Here is a 25,239-nt window from a genome sequence, read left to right as displayed (position 1 = left end):
TGCTGAATGCGGCCGGCGGCGCCCTCCTCGGGCACCCCGGCGAAGCCGCGATTATGCGGTGCGCAGATCGGCTGCCCACGCAGCCGCCGTGTTAAGCGGACGTGTCACCTGCTCGCCGTCGCCGCGCAGGGGCTTGACCGCGACCTCGCCCCGGGCGAGTTCATCGGCGCCGAACACCAGCGCGAAGCGGGCGCCCGAGGCGTCGGCCTTCTTGAACTGCGACTTGAACGAGCCGCCGCCGGCATGCATCTGCACCGCGACGCCTTCGGCGCGCAGCGCTTCCAGCACCGGCATGGCCTGGGCGAGCGCCGAGGCGTCGGGCAGGATCGCGTAGGCATCCGGCGCCGAGGACGGCACCGCCAGGCCCAGCTCGTCGATCAGCAGCAGCAGCCGCTCGATGCCCAGGCCGAAGCCGACCGCGGGCGTGGGCTTGCCGCCGAGCTGCTCGAACAGCCCGTCGTAGCGACCGCCACCGCAGACCGTGCCCTGCGAGCCGAGCTGGTCGGTGACCCACTCGAACACGGTCAGGTTGTAGTAGTCCATGCCGCGCACCAGGCGCGTGTTGATGCGGTATTCCAGGCCGGCCGCGTCGAGGATCGCGCGCACCGCGTTGAAGTGCGCCAGGCTGGCCTCGCCCAGGAAGTCCATCAGCTTGGGCGCGGCCTCGACCACGTCCTGCATCGCCGGGTTCTTGGTGTCGAGGATGCGCAGCGGATTGCTGTGCAGGCGGCGCTTGCCGTCCTCGTCGAGCTTGTCGGCATGGCCTTCCAGGTAGGCGATCAGCGCGGCGCGGTGCGCGGCGCGCTCCTCCGGCTGGCCCAGCGAGTTCAGCTCCAGGCGCACATGCTGGCCGACCACCAGGCCCAGTTCCTGCCATAGGCGGCGGACCATCAGGATGATCTCGGCGTCCACGTCCGGGCCGGCGAAGCCCAGCGCCTCGACGTCCAGCTGGTTGAACTGGCGGTAGCGGCCCTTCTGCGGGCGCTCGTGGCGGAACATCGGGCCCAGCGTCCACAGGCGCAGCGGGCCGTTGTACAGCGCGTTGTGCTCGACCATCGCGCGCACGATGCCGGCGGTGGCCTCGGGGCGCAGCGTCAGCTGGTCGCCGTTCATGCTGTCGGTGAAGGAGTACATCTCCTTCTCGACGATGTCGGTCACCTCGCCCAGGCCGCGCACGAACAGCGCGGTCGGCTCGACGATCGGGGTCAGCATGTACTGGTAGCCGTAGCGCTGCAGCACGCCGCGTAGCGTGGTCTCGAACCAGCTCCACAGCTGGCTGCTCGGCAGCCTGTCCTTGCGGTCGACGCTGGCCGGGAGGATGTCGTTCATCCCCTTCACGGCCTGGATGTTCTTGCTCATGCGGTGGTGGTGCTCGCGCCGTAGCGCTTTTCGATGTAGGTCTCGACCAGGGCGTGGAACTCGCCGGCGATGTTGTCGCCGCGCAGGGTCAGCGCCTTCTCGCCGTCGATGAAGACGGGCGCCGCCGGCGCCTCGCCGTTGCCCGGCAGGCTGATGCCGATGTCGGCATGCTTGCTCTCGCCCGGGCCGTTGACGATGCAGCCCATCACGGCCACCTTCATGTTCTCGACGCCGGGGTACTTCTCGCGCCAGACCGGCATCTGGGCGCGCAGGAAATCGTCGATCTGCTTGGCCAGTTCCTGGAAGGTGGTGCTGGTGGTGCGGCCGCAGCCGGGGCATGCGGTGACGCTCGGGTTGAACGCGCGCAGGCCCAGCGACTGCAGGATCTCCAGCGCGACGACCACTTCCTGCGTGCGCGACTCGCCGGGCTGCGGTGTCAGCGAGACGCGGATCGTGTCGCCGATGCCTTCCTGCAGCAGCACCGACAGCGCCGCGGCCGAGGCCACCGTGCCCTTGGTGCCCATGCCGGCTTCGGTCAGGCCCAGGTGCAGCGCGTAGTCGCAGCGCTTGCTCAGCGCACGGTAGACCGAGATCAGATCCTGCACGCCGCTGACCTTGCAGCTGATGATGATGTTGTCCGGATTCATGCCCAGCTCGCGGGCATAGGACGCCGACGACAGCGCCGACTGGATCAGCGCCTGGTACATGACCTGCTTGCCGTCCCAGGGCTGCGCGCGCCTGGCGTTGTCGTCCATCATCTGGGCGAGCAGTTCCTGGTCCAGGCTGCCCCAGTTGACGCCGATGCGCACGACCTTGTCGTACTGGATCGCGGCCTCGATCATCTGCGCGAACTGGCGGTCCTTCTTGTCGCCCTTGCCGACATTGCCGGGATTGATCCGGTACTTGGACAGCGCCTGCGCCATGGCCGGATGCTCGGTCAGCAGGCGGTGGCCGTTGTAGTGGAAGTCGCCCACCAGCGGCACGTCGATGCCCATGCGGTCGAGCTGCTCGCGGATGTGCGGCACGGCGTCGGCGGCCTCGGGCGTGTTGACGGTGATGCGGACCAGCTCCGAGCCCGCCTGCGCCAGTTCCTTGACCTGGATGGCGGTTTCGATGACGTCGACCGTGTCGGTGTTGGTCATCGACTGGACGCGCACCGGCGCGTCGCCACCGATGGTGACGATGCGGCTGCCCCAGCGCACCTGGGCCTGGCGCGAGCGGCGCGCGGCGGGCGCGGCGGCGGCGATCAGGTCCGACAGGTCGGCGGCGGCGAAATCGGGAGTGTCTGGCTTGTCCATCATGCGGCGCTCTTGCGAAAGGGGTACGGCTGGCGGGGCGCCCGTCGGTCCGGGTTCAGTTCAGTTCAAGCCGGGCGACGTTGTCGCGCGCCCGGGCGGCGAGGTCCACCGGCTGGCCGCGGAACACCAATTCCGTGCCGGACACGTTGCCCACGCGCAATCTCAGCGGCGCGACGCCGTGGACGTCGACCAGATCGCCCGGACGCAGCAGCCGGGACAGCAGCACCTGGCCCTTGGCGTCGACGACCTCGACCCAGGACTCGGCGCTGGCGCGGACCTTCAGCGGGGAGGTGCCCGGCGCGGGCGCGCCGGCCTGGATCGGCTGGCCGGCCCCTGCGGCGACTGAAGCGGCGGTGGAGGCGGCCGGCGGCGTCGTGGCGGCGGCCTGCGTCGTCGCCGGCGCGGGGGACGGCGTGGCGGCCGGCGCCGTGATCGGCGTCGCGGCGCCGGAGGTCTGCGGCGGCAGCGTCGGCACGCTGGCGGTGGACTGCGGCGCGGCCTCGGAGGCGCTCACCACCGGGGCTTCGATGTTGGTCGGGGGGCTGTCGGTCGCGACCGGGGCGGTGCCGACGGCGCTGCCCGGGCCGGGGGTCGCGGTGGTGGTCGAGGCGTCGGGCGCCGATCGGAACCGCGCCGTCACCTGCTCGATCCAGCTCGACGGGATCGCGTACACGGCCACCGCGGCGACCAGCAGCACGCCCACGCCGAGCACCGCCGGGCGCTTCAGCAGCTCGGCCGAGAGCATCGGCTCCTGGCTCACCGAGCGCTCGCGGAACGGCTGGTTCAGGCCCGGCGTGACGCGGTCCAGCGAGGCCTCGGCGCCGCTGCTGGGCAGCATCGCCAGCACCGGCGCCGCCTCGATCTTCAGCACGCGGCACATCGAGCGCGCCAGCGCCCGGGCGAAGGTCGCGTCGGGCAGCTCGTGGTAGCGGTCGGCCTCGAGGGCCTCCAGCTTGGATTGCGGCACCTTCAGCGTCGCGGCCAGGGCGGCGATGTGCAGGCCCCGCGCCTCGCGCGCGCGCCGCAGCGCGGCGCCGGCGGAACTGGGGCCGAAGGTGGATGGCGCAGCGGATGCGGCTGCGGGCGTCGCCTCGTCGGCGGCCGTCGGAGTCATGCGATGTCCCTCATTCATCGAATCGACCGTTGTTCAATGCCTGCGTCTCGGCCGCCTGCGGATACTTGCGCCGCAGTTGCTGACCGAGGTCTTCCATGTTGGCCGCGTTGCCCAGGCGGCGCTCGATGCGCAGCTCCAGCCAGAGGCTGGCCGCGTTCGCCTGTTCCACATTGCTGTTGACGCGGCGGGCGTAGAAGCGCGCCCGTTCGTATTCGCCCTGGCGGTACAGCACCTCGCCCAGGTTCAGCGCGATGGTCGGATTGCCGGGCTCGGCCTCGAAGGCCTTGGACAGGTGGGCCTGCGCCGGCACCAGCCGGCCCTCGCGGGCCTCGCAGGCGCCCCAGGCCAGCAGCGTACGCGCGGGCGTGCGATAGGCCGGCAGCGCCACGGCGGCCTCGAACTGCTGGTAGGCCTCGGCATAACGCTGGCGCTGGCACAGGAACCAGCCGTAGTTGTGCAGCGTGTCGCCGTTGTTGCGGTCGCGGGCCAGCAGCTGCTTGAAGCCGTCCTCGGCCATCGCGTACTCGCCCATCGCGGCGTAGATCAGGCTGCGCAGGCTGATCGCCTCGGGCAGGTCGGGCTTGGCGGCCATCGCCAGCTTGACCTCGTCCAGCGCGGTCTCGTACTGGCCGCGGGCGAAGTAGCCGCTGGCCAGCTCCAGCCGCACCTGGGCCCGGCGGTCGTTGTCCGTCTTGTCGCTCTCGGTCCGCGGTTGCTGCTGCTGCGGCGAGGTCGTCGCGCACCCGGCCAGGGCCGCGGCGATCAGCAACACGACGGACAAGGTCCGGGCGGAACGACGCGGAAAGACGGAGCCGGGCGACGGAACGGTCATGGACGTGGGCCTGTGGGAGTGACGGGAATGACGGGGGAGGAAGTCGCCGCCGGCGCCGGGGCCGCCGCGCCGGCCGATGCCGCGTCCCGCTGTACCACCACGGGCGCGCGCACCATGCGCAGATGGACGCGGGTCCGGTCCTGCACTTCGCCGGCCAACTGGCCGCAGGCGGCATCGATATCGTCGCCGCGCGTCTTGCGGACGGTGGTCACGATGCCGGCCTGGATGAGCAGGTCGGCGAAGGCCTTGACGCGCTCGTTCGAGCTGCGCTTCAGGCCCGACGCGGGGAAGGGATTGAACGGGATCAGGTTCAGCTTGCAGGGCACCTTGCCCTTGAGCAGCGCGATCAGCTCGCGGGCCTGCTCCGGCGCGTCGTTCACCTCGTGGAGCATGCAGTACTCGAACGTGATGAAGTCGCGCGGCGCCTTGTCCAGGTAGGCGTTGCAGCTCGCCAGCAGTTCCGCGATCGGGTACTTGCGGTTGAGCGGCACCAGCTGGTCGCGCAGCGGGTCGTTGGGCGCGTGCAGCGAGACGGCCAGCGCCACCGGCGCGTCCTCGCGCAGGCGGTCGATCATCGGCACCACGCCCGAGGTCGACACCGTCACCCGTCGGCGCGACAGGCCGTAGCCATGGTCGTCGAGCATCATCCGCAGCGCCGGGACCAGCGCGGCGTAGTTCTGCAGCGGCTCGCCCATGCCCATCATCACGACGTTGGAGATGATGCGTTCGTCCTTGCCCAGGCGCTGGCGCAGCGTGTGCTCGGCATGCCAGAGCTGGGCGATGATTTCCCAGGTCTCCAGGTTGCGGCTGAAGCCCTGATGGCCGGTCGAGCAGAAGCGGCAGCCCACGGCGCAGCCGGCCTGGCTGGAGATGCACAGCGTGGCCCGGTCGTCCTCGGGGATGTAGACCGCCTCGACGGCGTTGCCCTGGCCGACGTCGAACAACCACTTGATGGTGCCGTCGGCAGAGACGTGTTCGGAGATCACCGGCAGCGCGGTGATGTGGGCGCGCCCGGCCAGCTTGTCGCGCAGCGACTTGGCCAGGTCGGACATCTGGGCGAAGTCCGATGCGCCCTTCTGATGGATCCAGCGGAACAGCTGGGTCGCGCGAAAGCGCTTCTCCCCCAGCTGCTCGCAGTACGCGGCCAGGCCTTGCAGATCGAATCCGAGCAGGTTGACCGCGTCCATCATGCGTTCCTCTTTCTCAAGGGCCTCGTGGCCCGGAGGTCAGAGGCTTGGCCCGGTTCAGCGGGCGTTGATTTCCAGGCCGGAGAAGAAGAAGGCGACTTCCACGGCGGCGGTTTCGGGGGCGTCGGAGCCGTGCACCGCGTTGGCGTCGATGCTGTCGGCGAAGTCGGCGCGGATGGTGCCCTTCTCGGCCTTCTTCGGGTCGGTGGCGCCCATCAGGTCGCGATTCTTCAGGATGGCGCCTTCGCCTTCCAGCACCTGGATCTGGACCGGGCCGGAGATCATGAAGTTCACCAGGTCGTTGAAGAACGGGCGGGCCTTGTGCACGGCGTAGAACGCTTCGGCTTCGGCGCGCGACAGCTGCTTCTGCTTCGAGGCGATGATCTTCAGGCCGGCGCCTTCAAAGCGGGAGTAGATCTGGCCGATGACGTTCTTGGCCACGGCATCGGGCTTGATGATGGAGAGGGTGCGTTCGATGGCCATGTCTTTTCCTTGAAAATCTTGGGCTTGGCAAAACCCGGCATTGTAATGCTTGAAGTCAAGCCCCCAGGTGACAACCCGTCATCGGACGGGGTCGCCGGGGGCGACGAGCAGGCTGACCCGCTCAGCGGCGACCGCGGCCGCCGCCGCCGCCACCCCCACCACCCCCGCCGCCACCACCGCGGCGACCACCGCGATTGCCGCCCCGGTTGATGAAGGCGTCGGCGCCGATGTAGCCCATCGAGGTCTTCATCGGATCCGGAATGCGCTCGCCGCCCGGGCCGCGCTGGTTGCCGCCGCGGCCATGGTCGCCCGCATCGCTGCCGCCCTTGCCGAAGCCTTGCGGGATGCGCTTGCTGCCGGTGGCGAAGCGACGGTCGAAGGTCTGCTCCAGCGGATTGATGTGCTTCGGGATGAAGTCGTCATCGTCCTCGTTGCGGGGGCGGCGATCGCGTTCGCGCTCCTGCTGCTGTTGCTGCTGGCGCTGCGGCTGGTGGGCGCGCTGTTCGCCGCGCTGCTCCTGGCGCGAGGGCTCCGGACGGCTCGGGCGCGGACCGCCGCTGTTGCCGCTGCGGCGCTTGTCGCGACGCTCGGCGCGGTCGTTGTTGCGCGGCGGGCGCGGCTCGTTGCCGGCCAGCTGGCGGATGACGCGGACATCGGCGTCGCCCAGTTCGATGTAGACGCCGCGGCGCAGGCCGCGCGGCAGCACGACGGTGCCGTAGCGGATGCGGATCAGGCGGCTGACGGCCAGGCCGACGCTCTCGAACAGCTTGCGGACCTCGCGGTTGCGGCCTTCGGTGATGACGACGCGATACCAGCGGTTCACGCCTTCGCCGCCGCCGTCCTCGATGCTCTTGAAGCTGGCCTGCTGACCGTCGACGTCGACGCCGGTCAGCAGCTTGTCCTTCTGATCCTTGCTCAGCGAGCCCAGCACGCGCACCGCGTACTCGCGCTCGACGCCGAAGCGCGGGTGCATCAGCTGGTTGGCCAGTTCGCCGGAGTTGGTGAACAGCAGCAGGCCTTCGGTGTTCAGGTCCAGGCGGCCGACCGACTGCCACTTGCCCTGCGGCAGGCGCGGCAGGTTGCGGAAGACGGTGGGACGGCCCTCGGGGTCGTTGAAGGTGACGACCTCGCCGACCGGCTTGTGGTACGCCAGGATGCGCGGCGCCACGGGGGCGATGCGGACCTTGATCGGCTTGCCGGCCACCGCGACGCGGTCGCCGTAGGAGATGCGCTGGCCGACATGGGCGACCTCGCCATTCACCGTGATCTGGCCCTTGGCGATCATGTCCTCGATGTCGCGGCGGGAGCCGACGCCCGCCTGCGCCAGCACCTTCTGCAGCTTGGGCGCATCGGCATCGGGCGCGAGCACGCGCTTGCCGGGCTGGCCGTCGGTGCCGGTCTCGCCCTCGTCGGCGGAGGCCTCGACTTCCGCCGCGCCCGTCTCCGCCACGTCGCCGTCGCCTTCGACATCCGCGTCGAAGGCACCGGACACCAGCGCGTCGAAGCGCGCCTGGGCCTCGGCCTGCAGCTGGGCGTCGTCGACCGGATCGGCGGCACCTTCAGCGCCCTCGCCTTGCGGCGCGCGCGCGGGGCGCTGGCCGGACTCCTGGGCCCGCGCCTGCTGACCCTCGCGGGGCTCGCGATCACGATCGCGACCACGACGGCGGCGGTTGCGGCCACGCCCTTCACGATCGCCACCCGCGTCGCCATCGGCGGCGTCACCGCCCACGGGGCCGGCGCCGCGCGTCTCGGGCGACACCAGCTCACCGACCGCTTCCGCGACCGGCGACACCGGTGCCGGCGACACCTCGACGGTCGCGACCGGCAGGTGACGGATCGGCTCGGCCATCACAGCGGCGGACGCCTCGGCGCCGGCGGCGGGAGCGGCCTCGGCCGCCTCAACGGCCTTTTTCGTCGTGCGGCGCTTGGGCTTGGGCGCCTCGGCGTCAGCGGCGGGCGCTTCGGCGGTCTCTGCCGCAGCGCCCGCGGGGGCCGTCTCAGCCGGCGCGTCGACGGCCGCGGCCGTCTTTCGGCGCGCACGCGGCTTCGGGGTCTCCTCGGCCACGGGCGCGGCGCCGGGCTCGGCAGCCTCCGTCGGGGCCGCGGCCGCCTTGCGGGTGCGCTTGGGCTTCGCGGGCGCCTCGGACGGCGTGTCCGCGGCGGCGGTCAGCGTGTCGGGCTTGGAATCGTCGATTTCGTTGGAATTCATGTGTCGGCTTGCACCTTGTCAGCGGTGGACACGGCCCCTTCCCGGGGCGTTCAAGTGGGCTCGGGGTTGACCGCCCCGGCCGGTGGTTCTTCACCCGGCTCGCGCGAGGCGGCCGGCTTGGATTCGTCTTCGATGGCGGCCTGCGCCGCCGCTTCCGGCACTTCGGATGCCTGATCGTCGGCTTCGGCCGCAGCCTCCACGGCGATCGTCGATTCGGTCGCCGTCGATTCAGCGACTTTCGATTCGTCGGCCGTCGATTCGTCGGCCATCGACTCCTCGGCCGTCGATTCAACGCCAGCCGATTCCGCCGCCATCAGGGCCACCGGGGTGGCGCCGTCCGGCTCGACTTCAACGACCGCGTCGCCGGGCGGCTCCTCGAGCAGCGAGCCCTGCAGCGCCCCGGCGATCGGCGTCGGGTCGCCGCCCTGGATCAACGCCGGCAGTTGCTCCAGCGAGTGCAGCCCCAGGTCGTCGAGGAACTGCTTCGTCGTCGCGAACAGCGCCGGACGACCCGGCGCCTCGCGATGCCCGATGACCTCGATCCAGTTGCGGTCCTCGAGCTGCTTGATGATCGGCGCCGCCACCATCACGCCGCGGATGTCCTCGATGTCGCCGCGGGTCACCGGTTGACGGTAGGCGATGATCGCCAGCGTCTCCAGCACCGCCCGCGAATACTTCGGCGGCTTCTCCGGATTCAGCCGGTCCAGATGCTCGCGCATCTCGGGCCGGCTCTGGAAGCGCCAGCCGGAGGACAGCGCGACCAGCTCGACGCCCCGCCCTTCCCACTCGCGCAGCAACTCGTCGAGCAGCGACCGCACGCTGTCCGCATTGAGCTCGTCCACGAACAGCGAACGCATCTCGCGCAGCGTCAGCGGCGCCTGCGCGCACAGCAGCGCCGTCTCCAGGACCCGTTTGGCCTCCTGCGTGTCCATGGGCTCAGCTCATGACGCCGGCCTCGGGACCGGTCAAATCGGTGTGTTTCGCCATCTTGGGCGCCAGCGGCGGCAACGGGCCGCGCTGGACGGGTTCGATCTGCTTGCTTGGGAGCTCTTCGCTCCATCGGCCGCCGTTCAGTGGACGGTCCCGGCCGGTGGGACGGACGCCGCGTCGGTCCGCGGCCTGCGCTGCGGACGGGGTCGACTGCCGCCCCGCCGCCGTCTTGCGCACGTTCTCGCGCAAGAATTGGTCGGCATTGTAGCGCGGGCGCGCGGACTCCTCTCAGAACGTCGGATCGGGCAAACCCGCGACGCGCCAGCCCGACGCCAGCTCCGGCGGCAACGGGGCCTCGAAGCGCATCGGCGCGCCGGTGAGCGGATGCTCGAAACCGAGCCGCGCCGCATGCAGCGCCTGCCGCGGCACGCCCAGGGCCTCGGCGCCGCCGTACAGCGCGTCGGACACCAGCGGATGGCCGCGATGCGAGGCGTGCACGCGGATCTGGTGCGTGCGGCCGGAGTGCAGCACGCAATGCAGCGCGGAGACGGTCCGTTCCAGGCCGCGGGCGTCCTGCCACTGCCCCTCGGCCAGCTTGAAGAAGTCGGTGCGCGCCGGCTTGCCGCCGCCAACCACCGCCATGCGGGTGCGCGACTGGGGATCGCGCCCGATCGGCGCCTCGACGATCCATTCGTCCGGCGTGCGGCCGTGGACCAGGGCGAGGTATTCGCGATGGACCTCGCGCGCCGCGATCATCCGCACCAGCGCGGTCACCGCCGGCAGCGTCTTGCCGACGACCATCAGCCCGGAGGTGTCCTTGTCCAGGCGGTGCACGATGCCCGCGCGCGGCAGCATCGCGGCCTTGGCGTGATGCGCCAGCAGGCCATTCATCAGCGTCCCGGACCAGTTGCCCGCCGCCGGATGGACGACCAGGCCGGCGGGCTTGTTCACCGCGAGCAGGTGCTCATCCTCGAAGACGATGTCCAGGTCCAGCGGCTCGGCGCGGAAGGCGAGCGCCTCCTCGGTGGGCACCAGGTCGACGGCCAGGCGCTGGCCCAGCTTGGGCTTGCGCGACGCCTGGGTGACGAGCTGCCCGTCCAGCGTGACGCAGCCGCGCTCGATCAGGCCCTGCAGGTGGCTGCGCGAGAACTCCGGCGCCAGCTGCACCAGCCACTTGTCCAGGCGCAGCGCGAGCTGGTCGCGACCGGCCTCGGCCTCGCGGCGTTCGGGCGCGTCGAGGCCGACGTCCTGGGCGTCGTCGATGCCCTCGCCGCCCGGGGGCTCGCCCGAGTCATCGCGCGGGTAAAGCCTGCCCTCGGGCGCCGGGTCGTGGCCGACCTGAACCATATAATCGCCGCTCCAATTTCAGATGAGGGCCGCCGTCGCGCGCGCCCTGTGGACCATGATCGAGACTTGGGTGTTGCGCCGCCGGACCGCGGAATCTGTCGGGCTGTCCGGGACCTGGCGCGCCGCGTGGCGCTGCGCCGCGATGACCGCCGCGACTGCCGCCGTGCTGGGACTGGCGGCCTGTTCGTCGGCCCCCAAGGAGGACCCGAATTCCCAGGCCAACCTGGAGAAATTGTACGCAGAGGCCAAGGAGGACATGCTCTCCGGCTCGTACGACCGGGCGATCAAGACGCTGGAACGCATCGAAGGCCGCGCCGCCGGCACGACGCTGGGCCAGCAGGCGCAGCTGGACCTGGCCTGGGCCAACTACAAGAGCGGCGAACGCGTGCAGGCCGTGACGGTGCTGGACCGCTTCATCAAGCTCAACCCGTCCAGCCCGGCGCTGGACTACGCGCTGTACATGAAGGGCCTGGTCAACTTCAACGACGACCTCGGCCTGTTCGGCCGCATCGCGCGCCAGGACATCTCGGAACGCGACCAGCAGGCGGCGCGCGACTCGATGCAGGCATTCAAGCAGCTGGTCGAGCAGTTCCCCGAGTCGAAGTACTCCGAGGACGCCCGCATCCGCATCGACTACATCACCAACAGCCTCGCGGCGTATGAGGTGCATGTGGCGCGCTACTACTACAACCGCGGCGCTTATCTCGCGGCGGCCAATCGCGGTCAGGCCGCGTTGATGGAGTTCCAGTACGCGCCGGCGCTCGAGGAAGCCCTGTTCCTGATGATGCAGAGCTACGACAAGCTCGGCATGACCCAGCTGCGCGACGACACCCGCCGCGTGCTCGTGGCGAGCTTCCCGGATAGCTCCTATCTGACGACCGGAAAAGCGAAACAAAAGGACAAAGCCTGGTGGCAAATCTGGTGATCTGGTGGCCAGACACCCGCCAGACGTCGTTGCTCGGGGCCTTGCATAGCGCTGCTATGCGGCGGCCCCTCGCGCCTAGTCTGGCGGGCGTCTGGCCACCAGATCCAAGCGTTGGCAAAGAATGCTCGAAGCCCGCTCGCTAGCGGGCTTTTCTTTTTCCGCTTGCCGGCGGACGTCTCTCTTGAGGGCTGACGCCGTCAGCGGTCGTGAGAAGTCTTGAGTTCGGCGAGCCACGCCTGCGCGGCGGCCTCGTCGGGGACCTGCGTCATCGGGGGTAGCGCCTCGCGCAGGCGCTTGCCGTAGTGCGAGCCGGCCAGCCGCGGGTCGCAGACCACCAGCAAGCCACGGTCGGACTCCGTTCGGATGAGACGGCCAGCGCCCTGCTTCAAGGCAATCGCGGCCTCGGCGACGAAGTACTCCATGAAGGGGTTGCGACCTTCGGACTCCAGCCGCGCTACGCGCGCCTCGACCAGCGGATCGTTCGGCGGCGGGAACGGCAGCTTGTCGATCAGCACGCACTGCAAGGCGTCGCCCGGCACGTCGATGCCCTCCCAGAAGCTCGCCGAGCCCACCAGCACCGACGCCGGCTGGTCGATGAACTGCTGCAGCAACTGCCGCTTCGGCATGCTGCCCTGGACCAGCACCTCGATGCGGTGCCCGCCCTCCTCGAAACGCTGGCGCAAGACCTCGGCCACCGTCTGCAACTGGCGCAAAGTCGTCGTCAGGATGAAGGTGCGCCCACCCAGCCGCGCCGCCAGCCGCGCCCCCAGCCAGCCGACCGATTCGCCATGATCCGGCTCGGACGGTTTGGGGAAATGCCGCGGCACGTAGAGCCGCGCGTGCGCCGCGTAGTCGAACGGACTGCCCACGCGCAAGGTGCGCGCCTCGCCGAGACCCGCTGGCTCGGTGAACCAGCTGAGCGCATCGTCCTCGCCCAAGGTGGCCGAGGTGAAGATCCACGCCTTGGGCGTGCTCGCGAGCGCCTCCTGCATCGCCTCGCGGATGTCCAGCGGCGATTCGATCAGGCGCACCTGGTGCGTGCCGACATCCACCCAGCGCACCGCGCCAGGATCCGGCGCGCGTGCGAACAGCTGCGCCGTCTTGTAGAGCTCGACCGCGCGCTCATGCAGCCGCGCCAGGTCCGGCCCGACCTCCATGACCGTCGCCAGCGCGTCGACGCTGAGCTCGACCGCCCGCGCCACCTCGCCCAGCGCCGCATCGAACTCCGTCCGGCCCTCGCATTCATTCCAGCGCAGCTTCAGCACACCACGCAGCTCGCGTCCGCCGGCGCAGGCCAGCCTCAGTGCGCGCGCGGCGCGTTCGACGCCGCCAGCGATCGCCTGCCATTCCTGCAGTCCCCGCGCATGCGCGAGCCCCTGCGCCAGCAGGTCGCGTCCGAAGTCGAACAGCTGCGCGCTGCCCAGCATCCGGCCCAGGAAGTTCAGGCCCGCCTCGGGCAGCTGATGCGCCTCGTCGAAGATCGCGACCTCGACGCTGGGCAGCAACTCCGCGACGCCGCTGTCGCGCAGGACCAGGTCGGCGAAGAACAGGTGATGGTTGACGACGACAAGATCCGCCTCCATCGCTTCGCGCCGCGCCTTCACGACGTGGCATTCGCGGTAGGACGGGCAATCGGTGCCCAGGCAGTTGTCGCGCGTCGAGCTGACGATCGGGATCACCGGCGAGCGCTCGTCCAGGCCGTCGATCTCGGCGAAGTCGCCGGTGTGGGTGCTCAGCGCCCAGCGCTCGATGCGCGCGAGCTGCGCGACCGCCCGTCGATCCGGCAGCTCCGCGCTGTGGCGCGCCTGCTGCAGTCGGTGCAAGCAGAGGTAACTCCCTCGCCCCTTCAGCAACGCGGCGCGCAGCGGCAAGGCGAAGGTGTCGAGCAGCCGCGGCAGATCGCGCATGAAGAGCTGGTCCTGCAGGCTCTTGGTCGCGGTGCTGATCAAGGTGCGGCCGCCGCTGAGCAGCGCCGGCACCAGGTACGCGAAGGTCTTGCCGACGCCGGTCCCCGCCTCGACGACCAGCGTGTCGCGCCCGGCGATCGCCTGCGCGACGGCCAGCGCCATGCGCTGCTGCGGCTCGCGCGGCGCATAAGCCGGGTCGTGGCGCGACAGCGGACCGCCGGTGTCGAAGGCGGCGACCACCGATTGCTCAAGCTCGCCCGGCCGCAGCTCCTCGGCCGCCGCGCGGGCACGCGAGGCCGCCAGCGCCGGCGACGCCTCGGCGGCGCCCCAGGGGGCATCCGCCATCAGGGCGTCGGTCGAGTCGTCGGTGTCGGGTTCGTGAGGGTCAGGCCGGCTCATCGGGATCACTGGCCCGCTCGAGCCGCGCGATCTCGTCGCGCAGGGCCAGGCGCTGCTTCTTCAGCCGGCGCAGCGTGAGTTCGTCGACCGGCGGCACGGCGATGCCGGCGCCTGCGCCGCCGATGTCGATCACGCGCAGCGTGGAGGCGCCGATCAACGCGTCGATGCGGCCATCCAGCTCGGCATGCGCGATGCGCAGTTCGATCAGACGTCGGGCTGGAGAGTGAAGTTGTTCATCCATAAACGGGGAACCACCCGGCCGGAACGCCGAGCCGCACGATTATAGTTTTGGGATGAGTCGCACTACCCCAGGCTTTCGCCTCAGCGCCGCCACCGGCATCCATCGCGGCGATCGTCTGTACCAGCAGGATCAGGTCCAGGTCATCGCCCATCCCCGCCAGAGCGGCTGCGTGCTCGGCATCGTCGCCGACGGCATGGGCGGCAAGAGCGGCGGCCGCAAGGCCGCGGACCAGGTCATCCTGACCGCCCAGCAGCTGTTCGAGCGCTTCGTCCCCGGCGAGGAGGACGAGGCCGAGCTGCTGCGCCAGATCGTCTCCGAATCTCACCTGATGATCCGCCTGACGGCGATCTCGGCCGAGGAGGAGCCGCACAGCACCCTGGCCGCCTACCTGCTGACGGCCGACCGCCGCTGCTTCTGGATCCACACCGGCGATTCCCGCCTCTACCACTTCCGCGGCCCCAACATGGTCACGCGCTCGCTGGACCAGTCCTACGTCCAGCGCCTGGTGGACGAGGGCCAGATCACCGAGGACGAGGCGCTGGTGCATCCGCAGTCGAACCTGCTGACCGCCTGCCTGGGCACGGTGCAGGAACCGACGCCCGTCGAGTCCTTCATCGAGCGCCTGGAGCACGGCGACAGCCTGATGGCCTGCAGCGACGGCCTGTGGCACTACTTCAGCCCGGCCGAGCTGGGCACGGTGATGCACAGCCTGCCGCCGCGCGACGGCGCCGAACTGCTGGTCAACAAGGCGCGCCAGCGCGCCAAGGGCACCGGCGACAACCTGTCGCTGGCCATCGTGCGGCTGGATCCGCTCGAGTAACGCCCGCTCGGCGCCGCTCCGCGGCGCTCGTGCCTCTCCCGCCTTGCCCCCGCCCCGGCGCGTTCAGCGCTTGGGCAGCGCGCGGATATCCGAGGCCGACGGCGTCGGCAGATGCGCCGCCGGCGGCTTGCTGTTCTTGCCCGCCGGCGCGGAGGCGGCGGATGCCGCCTTCTCCGCCTGCCGGACCTGGAGCTCGCCGGCCTTGCGCTGACGCTCCTGCGCCTTCTGGCGGCGCTCGGCGGCGGCCTCTCGGCGCTTGGCGGCGTCGGCCTTGGCTTCCGCCGCCTGCTGGGCCTCGCGGCGCTGATGCAGCTCGGGATTCGCGCGCGGCGTGCGCGCGCCCGGGACCGCCGGCGCCGAGGCCGGCTGCACCGCTTCCCGCACCGATTCGGTCTTGCGGCGCGCCTCGTCCTGGGCCGCCTCGCGTTCCTTCTCCTGGACCCGCTCACGGGCCGCGGCGCTGCGGCGCTGACGCTCCTCCGCATTGACCTGGTGCTCGACCCGGTCCAGCGGCCGCAGCTGGCGGATGCGTTCGTCCCGCGCCTCTTCCAGGCAGCCGGTCACGACGAAGCGCTGGTTGCACTCCTTCACCCGGGACTGGTAGGCCTGCTCGATCCGGGCGCGCGCGGCATCGATCTCGGCACGGGTCATGTCCGCGGCCACAGCGACCGGGGACACGGCACACAACGAGATCAGCGAGATCAGCGAGATCGGCGCAATCAGCGCAATCAGCGCATTCAGCGCGATCGGCGCCCTGGACGCGGCGGCGAGAACGAAGCGGAAAGTCATGGGCGCGATCATCGCATCCGCTGGCGCCCCCGCCGGCGAAGCCGCCGCCCGTGACTTCCCTACATCCCCGGTCGGCGAGGCGACGGCAGCCCGCGGACGCGCGCTCAGGTCAGGCGCGTGTCGACCTCGCGCCGCTCGAGTTCGAGGTACTCCTTGGACTGCATCTCCTGCAGCCGCGACACGGTGCGCGGGAACTCGTGCGCGAGCGGGCCTTCGGTGTAGAGCTGCTCGGCCGGCACCGCCGCCGAGATGATCAGCTTCACGCGGCGGTCGTACAGGACGTCCACCAGCAGCGTGAAGCGGCGCGCCTCGCTGGCCAGCCGCGGCGGCATGGCCGGCACGTTGGACAGGATCAGCGTGTGGAACTGCGTCGCCAGCTCCAGGTAGTCGTTCTGCGAGCGGGGGCCGCCGCAGAGCTCGGCGAAGTCGAACCACACCACGCCGCCGGCGCGACGCCGGGAGCGGATCTCGCGGTGCTCGATGTGCAGCACGGGATCCTCGTCGCGCGCCTCGGCCAGCGACTCGAAGGCGGCCGTCAGCGCGCCTTCGGTGTCCGCGTTCAGCGGCGTGTGATAGAGCTCGACATGCTCCAGCGAGCGCTGCCGGTAGTCGGTGCCGTTGTCGACGTTGATGACTTCCAGGTTGGCTTTGAGCAACTCGATCGCCGGCAGGATGCGGTCGCGATGCAGGCCGTTGGGATAAAGGCCGTCGGGATGGAAGTTGGACGTCGTCACGATGGACACGCGGTTCTTGAACAGCGCATCCAGCAGGCGGTACAGGATCATCGCGTCGGTGACGTCGGCGACATGGAACTCGTCGAAGCAGATCAGCCGGAAGCGCCGCGCGATGCGCTTGCCCAGCTCGTCCAGCGGATCCTGGATGCCCTTGAGTTCCTGCAGCTCACGGTGGACCTCGCGCATGAACTCGTGGAAGTGCAGCCGCGTCTTGCGCGTCAGCGGCACCGCCTGGAAGAAGCAGTCCATCAGGAAGCTCTTGCCGCGGCCGACACCGCCGAACATGTAGACCCCGCGCGGCAGCGGCGGGCGCACCAGCAGCTTGGTCACCGCGTTGGAGCGCCGCGCCTTGTAGGCGGCCCATTCGTCCTGGCAGCGCTGCAGCGCGGCCACGGCGCGCAGCTGGGCCGGGTCGGCGGTGTAGCCGCGTTCGGCCAGGGTCTGGTGGTAGAGCTCGGTGACGGTGGTCATGCGGCGGAGTTCAGGTCACGGGATCGGGATCGCGTTCGGGCATTCGGGCGGAAGACCCGCGCACGTCGGCGCAAGAAAAAAGGGGCGACTCGCGCCGCCCCTCTCCTGCGCGTCCGTGGCGCTTCGAGCCTGGGCTCAGAAGTTCAGCGTGCGCTTGTCCACGGCCAGGGCCGCTTCCTTGGTCGCTTCGCTCAGCGACGGGTGGGCGTGGCAGATGCGGGCGATGTCCTCGGCCGAGGCCTTGAACTCCATCGCCACCACGGCTTCGGAGATCAGCTCCGAGGCCATCGGGCCGATGATGTGCACGCCCAGGATCTCGTCGGTCTTGGCGTCGGCCAGGAACTTGACGAAGCCGGTCGTGTCGCCCAGCGCGCGCGCGCGGCCGTTGGCCAGGAACGGGAACTGGCCCGCCTTGTAGGCCACGCCGTCCGCCTTGAGCTGCTGCTCGGTGCGGCCGACCCACGCGATCTCGGGGCTGGTGTAGATCACCCACGGGATGGTGTTGAAGTTGACGTGACCGTGCTGGCCGGCAATGCGCTCGGCGACCGCGACGCCCTCTTCTTCCGCCTTGTGCGCCAGCATCGGGCCGCGCACGACGTCACCGATCGCCCAGACATTGGGCAGGTTGGTCTTGCACTCGTCGTCGACGACCACCGCGCCGCGCTCATCGAGCTTCAGGCCGACGGCTTCCGGGTTCAGGCCGATGGTGTTGGCGACGCGGCCGATCGAGACGATCAGCTTGTCCACCGCCAGCGTCTGCTCGGCGCCCTTGGCGTCCGTGTACTTCACCGTCACGCCGGACTTGCCGTTCTCGACGGAGGTGATCTTCACGCCCAGCTCGATGTTCAGGCCCTGCTTCTTGAAGACCTTGGCGGCTTCCTTGGCGACGGACTCGTCGGCGGCGCCCAGGAAGGCGGGCAGCGCTTCCAGGATCGTCACTTCCGCGCCCAGGCGGCGCCACACCGAGCCCATTTCCAGGCCGATGACGCCGGAGCCGATCACGCCCAGCTTCTTGGGCACGGCCGGGATGCGCAGCGCGCCGTCGTTGGACAGGATGTTGGTCTCGTCGAACGGGGCACCCGGCAGCTGGCGGGCGTTGGAGCCGGTGGCGACGATCACGTGCTTGGCCGTGATGGTCTCCTCGGCGGCGCCGGCGACCTTGATCTCGTAGGCGCCGTCCTTGGCGGCCACGAAGGAGCCGCGGCCGTGGAAGAACGTGACCTTGTTCTTCTTGAACAGGTAGAGGATGCCGTCGTTGTTCTGCTTCACGACGGTGTCCTTGCGGCCGATCATCTTGGCGATGTCGATCTTCAGGTCGCTCATCGAGATGCCGTGGTCGGCGAAGCCGTGGCCGGCGTGCTCGAAGTGCTCGCTGGACTGCAGCAGCGCCTTGGACGGGATGCAGCCGACGTTGGTGCAGGTGCCGCCGGGAGCGGGACCGCCCTTGTCGTTCTTCCACTCGTCGATGCAGGCCGCGTTGAAGCCCAACTGCGCCGCGCGGATCGCCGCGATGTAGCCGCCGGGACCGCCGCCGATGACGACGACGTCGAATTGCTTGCTCATGTCGTGGTCGTCCTCGGATTACAGATCGAACAGCAGACGGGCCGGATCTTCCAGCGCATCCTTCATCGCGACCAGGCCCAGCACGGCTTCGCGGCCGTCGATGATGCGGTGGTCGTAGGACATCGCCAGGTAGTTGATCGGGCGGATCACGATCTGGCCGTTCTCGACGACGGCGCGGTCCTTGGTCGCGTGCACGCCCAGGATGGCCGACTGCGGCGGGTTGATGATCGGCGTCGACAGCATCGAGCCGAAGGTGCCGCCGTTGGAGATCGAGAAGGTGCCGCCAGTCATCTCTTCGATGCCGAGCTTGCCTTCCTGGGCCTTCTTGCCGAACTCGGCGATCTTCTTCTCGATGTCGGCGAAGCTCATCTGGTCCGCGTTGCGCAGGATGGGCACGACCAGGCCGCGCGGCGAGCCGACGGCGATGCCGATGTCGAAGTAGCCGTGGTAGACGATGTCATTGCCGTCGACCGAGGCGTTCAGCACCGGGTACTTCTTCAGCGCGTGGACCGCGGCTTTGACGAAGAAGCTCATGAAGCCCAGCTTCGTGCCGTGTTCCTTGGTGAAGCTGTCCTGGAACTTCTTGCGCAGCTCCATCACCGGGGCCATGTTCACTTCGTTGAACGTGGTCAGGATGGCGTTGGTCGATTGCGACTGCAGCAGGCGCTCGGCGATGCGGGCGCGCAGGCGGCTCATCGGCACGCGCTGTTCCGGGCGGTCGCCCAGGTTGACGGTGGCCGGGGCGGCCACGGCCGGCAGCGGCTTGGCGGCGGGAGCGGTCGGGGCCTGCACCGGAGCGGGGATCGCGGCCGGCTTGGCGCCGCCTTCGATCGCGCCCAGCACGTCGCCCTTGGTCACGCGGCCGTCCTTGCCGGTGCCGGCGACCGAGCCGGCAGCCAGGTTGTTGTCGGCCATCAGCTTGGCGGCGGCCGGCATCGCGACGCCGGCCTTGCTGTCCGACGACGCGGCGGCGGCAGCCGGCGCGGGAGCCGCGGCGGCGGGTGCCGGAGCGGCAGCGGCGGGCGCGGCGGCGCCGGCCTTGCCTTCGGAGTCGATCTTGGCGATGACCTGGTCCGAGGTCACCGTGCCGCCGTCGCCGACAACCAGCTCGGCCAGCACGCCGGCGGACGGCGCCGGCACTTCGAGCACGACCTTGTCGGTCTCGATCTCGATCAGGATTTCATCGATGGCCACGGCTTCGCCGGGCTTCTTCTTCCATTGCAGCAGGGTCGCTTCGGCGACCGACTCGGACAGCTGGGGGACTTTGACTTCAACGATTGCCATGATGTTTGTTCTCTCGGTTTTTCAGTAAACCGGAGCCTTGCGCCTGCCGGTCGCCGGGCCGCCCCCGAGGGCGGCGCACGGCGCCGGTGTCATTGCGGCGCTTGGCGTCCGCAATGACTCACTTGGTCAGCACGAAACCCTTCAGCTTGCCGAAGGCCTGCTCCAGCAGCGCCTTCTGCTGCTCCTGGTGCAGGTGGGCGTAGCCGACCGCCGGCGAGGCCGATGCGGGACGACCGGCGTAACCGAGCTTCTGGCCGTCGGCCATGTTCTCGTGGATGTAGTGCTGGACGAAGAACCAGGCGCCCTGGTTCTGCGGCTCGTCCTGGCACCACACGATCTCGGCCAGGTTCGGGTACTTCTTGAGTTCGGCCGCGAAAGCCTTGTGCGGGAACGGATACAGCTGTTCCACGCGCACGATCGCGACGTCCTTCTTCTCGCCGCGGGCCTTCATCAGGTCGTAGGCGACCTTGCCCGAGCAGGCGATCACGCGCTTGACCTTGCTGGCGTCGATCTCGGCGTTCACTTCGCCGATCACGGTGCGGAACTCACCCTTGGTGAACTCGCTCACCGGCGAGGTGGCGTCCTTGGCGCGCAGCAGCGACTTCGGCGTCAGGATGACCAGCGGCTTGCGGAACATGCGCAGCATCTGGCGGCGCAGCAGATGGAAGATCTGCGAGGCGCTCGTCGGCTGGACGATCTGCATGTTGTTGTCGGCGGCCAGCTGCATGAAGCGCTCCAGGCGGGCCGAGCTGTGCTCGGGGCCCTGGCCTTCGTAGCCGTGCGGCAGCATCATCGTCAGGCCGTTGGCGCGGCCCCACTTCACTTCGCCGGAGGCGATGAACTGGTCGATGACGACCTGCGCGCCATTGACGAAGTCGCCGAACTGGGCTTCCCAGATCGTCAGCGTCTGCGGATCGGCGGCGGCGTAGCCGTACTCGAAGCCCAGCACCGCCTCTTCCGACAGGATCGAGTCGATCACGACGAACGGGGCCTGGCCTTCCGCGACGTTCTGCAGCGGGATGTAGGTGCCTTCGTCGAAGCGCTCGCGGTTCTGGTCGTGCAGCACGGCGTGGCGGTGCGTGAAGGTGCCACGGCCGCAGTCCTCGCCGGACAGGCGCACCGGATAGCCCGAGGCCACCAGCGACGCGAAGGCCATGTGCTCGCCCATGCCCCAGTCCACGTTGATGTCGCCGCGGCCCATGGCCGCGCGGTCGGCGATGACCTTCTCCACCAGCGTGTGGGCCTTGAAGCCGGCCGGCAGCGTGGTGATCTTCTCGGACAGGCGCTTCCACTCGGCCACCGGCAGCGCGGTGTCGCAGCTGTCGGTCCACTTCTTGCCGAGGAACGGGGTCCAGTCGGTGGCGTACTTGCTCTTGAAGTTGGTCAGCACCGGGTCGACGGTGTGACGGCCTTCGTCCATCGCGGCGCGGAAGGCCTTGACCATGCCGTCCGGACCGTCGGCGGCCAGGACGCCCTGGGCCACCAGCTTCTCGCCGTACAGCTTGCGCGTGCCGGGGTGCTGGCCGATCTTCTTGTACATCAGCGGCTGGGTCAGCGCCGGCGTGTCCTGCTCGTTGTGGCCCAGCTTGCGGAAGCAGACGATGTCAACGACCACGTCCTTCTTGAACTGCTGGCGGTATTCCAGCGCCAGCTGCGTGCACAGCACGACCGCTTCCGGATCGTCGCCGTTCACGTGCAGCACCGGGGCCTCGATCATCTTGACGACGTCGGAGCAGTACAGCGTCGAGCGCGTATCGCGCGGGTCGCTGGTGGTGAAACCGATCTGGTTGTTGATGACGATGTGGACCGTGCCGCCGGTGTAGTAGCCGCGCGTCTGCGCCAGCGCCAGCGTCTCCATCACGACGCCCTGGCCGGCGAAGGCCGCGTCGCCGTGCACCAGCACGGGCAGCACCTGCTCGCCGGTCTTGTCGCCGCGGCGGTCCATGCGGGCCTTGACCGAGCCCTCGACGACCGGGTTCACGATCTCCAGGTGCGACGGGTTGAAGGCCAGGCTCAGGTGGACCGGGCCGCCGGGGGTGGTCACGTCGCTGGAGAAGCCCTGGTGGTACTTCACGTCGCCGGACGGGAGGTCCTCGGGGGCGGTGTGGTCGAACTCGGCGAACAGGTCCTTGGGCATCTTGCCCAGGGTGTTGACCAGCACGTTCAGGCGGCCGCGGTGGGCCATGCCGATCACGATCTCCTGCACGCCCTTGACGCCGGCGCACTTGACCAGCTCGTCCATCGAGGCGATGAAGCTCTCGCCGCCTTCCAGCGAGAAGCGCTTCTGGCCGACGTACTTCGTGTGCAGGTAGCGCTCCAGGCCTTCGGCGGCGGTCAGGCGCTCCAGGATCTGCTGCTTCTTCTCGGCCGTGTAGGTCGGCTTGCTGCGGATCGCCTCCAGGCGTTCCTGCCACCAGCGCTTCTCGGTCGGCTCGGTGACGTGCATGAACTCGGCGCCAACGGAGCCGCAGTAGGTGTCACGCAAGGCCTGCACGATCTCGCGCAGGGTCATGCGCTCGGCCTTGGTGAAGTAGGTGTTGGTCGCGCTGAAGGTGCGGTCCATGTCGGCCTCGGTCAGGCCGTAGGACGCGGGATCCAGCTCGGGAATCTTGGGACGCTCGGTGCGCTTGAGCGGGTCCAGGTCGGCCCAGCGCGAGCCCAGCGTGCGATACGCGGCGATCAGCGACTGGACGTGCACCTGCTTGCCGGCCACTTCGAGCTCGGCGGAGGACACTTGGTTGTTGAAGGCGTTGGCCTTGGCGCGCTGCGCGAAGGACTCGATCACCGGCGCATGCGCCACGTCGCGCTTGTCGCTGCCGTCCACCGCGGGGACGTGCTGCAGCGCGTCGAAGTAGGCGCGCCAGTTGTCGGGCACGGCGCCCGGGTTGTCGAGGTACTGCTCGTACATCTCCTCGACGTAGGGAGCATTGCCCCCGAACAGATAGGAGTTCGAGCTGTATTGCTGCATCATCTTTCGCTCACCTCTGCCCCGGCTTCCGGAGCTATCGGCTGGTTAACAAACCTTCCGCGACACGGCTTGACCGGTTGGCGGATTGCGACCCGCCTTTGCTGTTGCCAGAAAAGGGGACGGGAAGGACCTGAAGTCACAAGCGCAGGACTGTAGCACCACGCTGATACCGCCGCTGTTGCGGGTTCGCCCAATTGTTGTGCGGGCTGTCCATGACTTGAATCAATCGAGCGGCGGCCCAAACCATACAAACGTTTGCGATGCAATAGCCCATAGAAGTAGACTTCGCGCTGGCGTACCGCCCCGACATTGAATGGCGGACAGCCCGGGACCACAGGAGATCCCACATGCAAGTTCGAGTCGTCGACTACCGCGCCGCGGATGCGGCCGAGCAATTCACCCGCTCCCTGCACGAGACAGGCTTCGGCGTCCTGGTGAATCACCCCCTGCCCCAGGACCTGGTCGAGAAGATCTACGCGGACTGGCTGGCCTATTTCAATGGCACCGAGAAGCATGAGCTGGCGTTCTCCAAGGAGACGCAGGACGGCTACTTCTCCACCGAGATCTCGGAGACCGCCAAGGGCCACACGCAGAAGGACATCAAGGAGTACTTCCACATCTATCCATGGGGGCGGATTCCGGCGTCGCTGAAGGACGATGCGATGCGCTACTACCGCATCGCCAACGACCTGGCGGCGGAGCTGCTGTCGTGGGTGGAGAAGCACACGCCGGCCGAGATCGCGAAGAACTATCGCGAGCCGCTGTCCAACATGATCAAGGACAGCCGGCTGACGCTGCTGCGGGTGCTGCGGTATCCGCCGCTGACGGGCAACGAGCCGGCCGGCTCGCTGCGCGCGGCCGCGCACGGCGACATCAACCTGCTGACCATCCTGCCGGCGGCCAACGAGCCGGGCCTGCAGGTGCAGGGCAAGGATGGCGAGTGGGTCGACGTGCCCGGCGACTTCGGCATGCTGATCATCAACATCGGCGACATGCTGCAGGAGGCCTCGCAGGGCTACTACCCGTCGACGCAGCACCGCGTGGTCAACCCGACCGGCGAAGGCGCGAAGAAGAGCCGCGTGTCGCTGCCGCTGTTCCTGCATCCGCGTGAGGACGTCGTCCTGTCGGACCGCTACACCGCCCACGAGTACCTCGAGGAACGGCTGCGGGAACTAGGCGTGAAGGCCTGACAAGGACGCTGATCCTCACCCCTACCCTCTCCCGCAGCAAGCGGGAGAGGGAGCCAGAGATCACAGGCTCTTGAGCGGCACGACGTCCTTGCCCTTGAAGGTGAACACGGTGACGGCGGACGACTTCAAGTCGTGCTTGTCGTCATACGCGTACTCGCCGGCCACGCCCGCGTAGCTCGACTTGGCCAGGTGCTCGCCGACCTTCTTCGGATCGGTGGACTGCGTCGCCTCCATCGCGCCGGCCAGCAGGTAGGCGCCGTCGTAGAAGGCCGCCGCATAGGTCAGCGGATCGCGCTTGAACTCGGCCTTGTACTTCTCGAGGAACTTCTTGCCCTTGTCGCTGCGGTCGATCAGCGCGCCGCCCTGGGTGCAGTAGGCGTTCAGCTCGGTCGTGATCTGCGACAGCGTCGCGGTCTCCGTCGAGCAGATGCCGTCGCCGCCCAGCAGCGGCGCGGTGATGCCCAGGCCGCGCATCTGGCGCAGCATCGGGCCGCCCTGCGCGGAGTAGCCGCCGTAGAACACGGCGTCCGGCTTGGCGGCCTTGACGGCGGTCAGGATGCTGCTGAAGTCGGTCGCCTTGTCGTTGGTGAATTCCTTGGCCACCACCTTCAGGCCCAGCTTGTTGGCCTGGGCGGTGAACTCCTGGGCGACGCCCTGGCCGTAGGCGGTGCGGTCGTCGATGACCGCGACGGTCTTGACCTTCAGGTCCTGCGCCGCATAGACGGCCATCTTGGCGCCGAGCTGGTTGTCGGTCGCGCCGATGCGGAACAGGTTGGACTGGTTGGGCTGCTGCGTGATGCGCGGGTTGGAGGCCACCGTCAGCACGATGACGCCGCCGTCGGAGAACACCCGCGAGGCCGGCATGGTCACGCCCGAGTTGTACGGGCCGAGCACGAAGCGGACCTTCTTGTCCACCAGCGCCTGCGCCACCTGCACGCCCTGGCGCGGGTCGGCGACGTCGTCGTTGACATCGAGTTCGAAGATCACCGGCTTGCCGCCGATCTTCACGCCCTTGGCGTTGAGTTCCTTGATGGCCAACGCGGCGCCGTCGCGGTTGTCCGTGCCGTAGCCGGCCTGCGGGCCGGTGATCGGGCTCATGAAACCGATGCGCACGCGCTCCTGCGCCTGGGCGCCCAGCGCCACCAGGCCGGCGGCCAGCACCAGCCACTTCAACGAGATCTTCTTCATG

General features: G+C 69.3%; 20 protein-coding genes. 3 read left to right on the top strand and 17 right to left on the bottom strand.

Features of this window, described 5'->3' with window-relative positions; genetic code table 11:
• Positions 1–51: 51 nt before the first annotated feature.
• The 9 genes from hisS to FHT37_RS01220 all read right to left on the bottom strand — a co-directional run bounded on the left by hisS (position 52) and on the right by FHT37_RS01220 (position 10,759).
• On the bottom strand, positions 52–1,359 hold the full coding sequence (hisS, locus tag FHT37_RS01260; protein ID WP_183478541.1) for a histidine--tRNA ligase: 1,308 nt from the start codon (positions 1,357–1,359) through the stop codon (positions 52–54).
• A complete protein-coding gene (ispG, locus tag FHT37_RS01255) occupies positions 1,356–2,657 on the bottom strand; it encodes a flavodoxin-dependent (E)-4-hydroxy-3-methylbut-2-enyl-diphosphate synthase (protein ID WP_183481127.1) in 1,302 nt (433 codons plus the stop codon). The genes hisS and ispG overlap by 4 nt, the downstream gene beginning before the upstream one ends.
• Positions 2,658–2,712: 55 nt before the next feature.
• Entirely contained in the window at positions 2,713–3,771 is a 1,059-nt protein-coding gene (locus FHT37_RS01250) for a RodZ domain-containing protein (protein WP_183478540.1), read from the bottom strand.
• A 10-nt stretch (positions 3,772–3,781) separates the two neighbouring features.
• Positions 3,782–4,603 (bottom strand): type IV pilus biogenesis/stability protein PilW, encoded by an 822-nt coding sequence (pilW, locus tag FHT37_RS01245; RefSeq protein ID WP_147240549.1) that lies wholly within the window; start codon positions 4,601–4,603, stop codon positions 3,782–3,784.
• Positions 4,600–5,790 (bottom strand): 23S rRNA (adenine(2503)-C(2))-methyltransferase RlmN, encoded by a 1,191-nt coding sequence (gene rlmN / locus FHT37_RS01240; protein WP_183478539.1) that lies wholly within the window; start codon positions 5,788–5,790, stop codon positions 4,600–4,602. Before rlmN ends, pilW begins: the two co-directional genes overlap by 4 nt.
• A gap of 57 nt (positions 5,791–5,847) precedes the next feature.
• Positions 5,848–6,273 (bottom strand): nucleoside-diphosphate kinase, encoded by a 426-nt coding sequence (gene ndk, locus FHT37_RS01235; RefSeq protein ID WP_091722894.1) that lies wholly within the window; start codon positions 6,271–6,273, stop codon positions 5,848–5,850.
• A 121-nt stretch (positions 6,274–6,394) separates the two neighbouring features.
• On the bottom strand, positions 6,395–8,482 hold the full coding sequence (locus FHT37_RS01230; RefSeq protein ID WP_183478538.1) for a pseudouridine synthase: 2,088 nt from the start codon (positions 8,480–8,482) through the stop codon (positions 6,395–6,397).
• A gap of 50 nt (positions 8,483–8,532) precedes the next feature.
• On the bottom strand, positions 8,533–9,414 hold the full coding sequence (scpB, locus tag FHT37_RS01225) for an SMC-Scp complex subunit ScpB (RefSeq protein ID WP_147241414.1): 882 nt from the start codon (positions 9,412–9,414) through the stop codon (positions 8,533–8,535).
• Positions 9,415–9,700: 286 nt separating this feature from the next.
• On the bottom strand, positions 9,701–10,759 hold the full coding sequence (locus tag FHT37_RS01220) for an RluA family pseudouridine synthase (RefSeq protein WP_183478537.1): 1,059 nt from the start codon (positions 10,757–10,759) through the stop codon (positions 9,701–9,703).
• Positions 10,760–10,901: 142 nt separating this feature from the next.
• Here FHT37_RS01220 and FHT37_RS01215 point away from each other — a divergent pair, with 142 nt between their 5' ends.
• The gene (locus tag FHT37_RS01215; protein ID WP_091725042.1) at positions 10,902–11,684 is read left to right on the top strand and encodes an outer membrane protein assembly factor BamD; all 783 of its coding nucleotides are present in this window, start codon (positions 10,902–10,904) and stop codon (positions 11,682–11,684) included.
• 197 nt (positions 11,685–11,881) lie between these two features.
• Here FHT37_RS01215 and FHT37_RS01210 read toward each other — a convergent pair whose 3' ends face one another.
• Together FHT37_RS01210 and FHT37_RS01205 are read right to left on the bottom strand one after the other, a co-directional pair.
• Positions 11,882–13,990, bottom strand: coding sequence for an ATP-dependent DNA helicase (locus FHT37_RS01210; protein WP_254783211.1), 2,109 nt, complete (start codon positions 13,988–13,990; stop codon positions 11,882–11,884).
• Positions 13,977–14,231: a YdcH family protein gene (locus FHT37_RS01205; protein ID WP_091722875.1), complete on the bottom strand. Its 255-nt coding sequence runs from the start codon at positions 14,229–14,231 to the stop codon at positions 13,977–13,979. The genes FHT37_RS01210 and FHT37_RS01205 overlap by 14 nt, the downstream gene beginning before the upstream one ends.
• 52 nt (positions 14,232–14,283) lie before the next feature.
• Between FHT37_RS01205 and FHT37_RS01200 the strand changes: the two genes are divergently transcribed.
• Positions 14,284–15,051: a PP2C family serine/threonine-protein phosphatase gene (locus FHT37_RS01200; RefSeq protein ID WP_091722870.1), complete on the top strand. Its 768-nt coding sequence runs from the start codon at positions 14,284–14,286 to the stop codon at positions 15,049–15,051.
• A 63-nt stretch (positions 15,052–15,114) separates the two neighbouring features.
• Here FHT37_RS01200 and FHT37_RS01195 read toward each other — a convergent pair whose 3' ends face one another.
• The 5 genes from FHT37_RS01195 to FHT37_RS01175 all read right to left on the bottom strand — a co-directional run bounded on the left by FHT37_RS01195 (position 15,115) and on the right by FHT37_RS01175 (position 22,863).
• Positions 15,115–15,840 carry a hypothetical protein gene (locus FHT37_RS01195; protein WP_141225221.1) on the bottom strand — a complete coding sequence of 242 codons (726 nt, stop codon included), beginning with the start codon at positions 15,838–15,840 and terminating at the stop codon, positions 15,115–15,117.
• Between the two features lie 104 nt (positions 15,841–15,944).
• Complete coding sequence (gene zapE / locus FHT37_RS01190) at positions 15,945–17,045, bottom strand: cell division protein ZapE (protein WP_099864239.1); 1,101 nt, start codon at positions 17,043–17,045, stop codon at positions 15,945–15,947.
• Positions 17,046–17,180: 135 nt separating this feature from the next.
• Complete coding sequence (lpdA, locus tag FHT37_RS01185; RefSeq protein WP_183478536.1) at positions 17,181–18,608, bottom strand: dihydrolipoyl dehydrogenase; 1,428 nt, start codon at positions 18,606–18,608, stop codon at positions 17,181–17,183.
• 18 nt (positions 18,609–18,626) lie between these two features.
• Positions 18,627–19,892: a 2-oxoglutarate dehydrogenase complex dihydrolipoyllysine-residue succinyltransferase gene (odhB, locus tag FHT37_RS01180; protein ID WP_183478535.1), complete on the bottom strand. Its 1,266-nt coding sequence runs from the start codon at positions 19,890–19,892 to the stop codon at positions 18,627–18,629.
• Positions 19,893–20,010: 118 nt separating this feature from the next.
• On the bottom strand, positions 20,011–22,863 hold the full coding sequence (locus FHT37_RS01175; protein WP_183478534.1) for a 2-oxoglutarate dehydrogenase E1 component: 2,853 nt from the start codon (positions 22,861–22,863) through the stop codon (positions 20,011–20,013).
• A gap of 344 nt (positions 22,864–23,207) precedes the next feature.
• Between FHT37_RS01175 and FHT37_RS01170 the strand changes: the two genes are divergently transcribed.
• Positions 23,208–24,050 carry an isopenicillin N synthase family oxygenase gene (locus FHT37_RS01170; RefSeq protein WP_183478533.1) on the top strand — a complete coding sequence of 281 codons (843 nt, stop codon included), beginning with the start codon at positions 23,208–23,210 and terminating at the stop codon, positions 24,048–24,050.
• A gap of 60 nt (positions 24,051–24,110) precedes the next feature.
• On the opposite strand, the gene FHT37_RS01165 is transcribed toward FHT37_RS01170, so the two are convergent.
• Positions 24,111–25,238, bottom strand: a complete 1,128-nt coding sequence (locus FHT37_RS01165; protein ID WP_183478532.1) for a branched-chain amino acid ABC transporter substrate-binding protein — start codon at positions 25,236–25,238, stop codon at positions 24,111–24,113.
• Between the last annotated feature and the right edge of the window lies 1 nt (position 25,239).

This window comes from Mitsuaria sp. BK037 (genome assembly GCF_014193045.1).
Classification (GTDB): domain Bacteria; phylum Pseudomonadota; class Gammaproteobacteria; order Burkholderiales; family Burkholderiaceae_C; genus Roseateles.
Note: the sequence above shows the minus strand (reverse complement) of the source record. Positions and strands in the feature narration are given on the sequence as shown.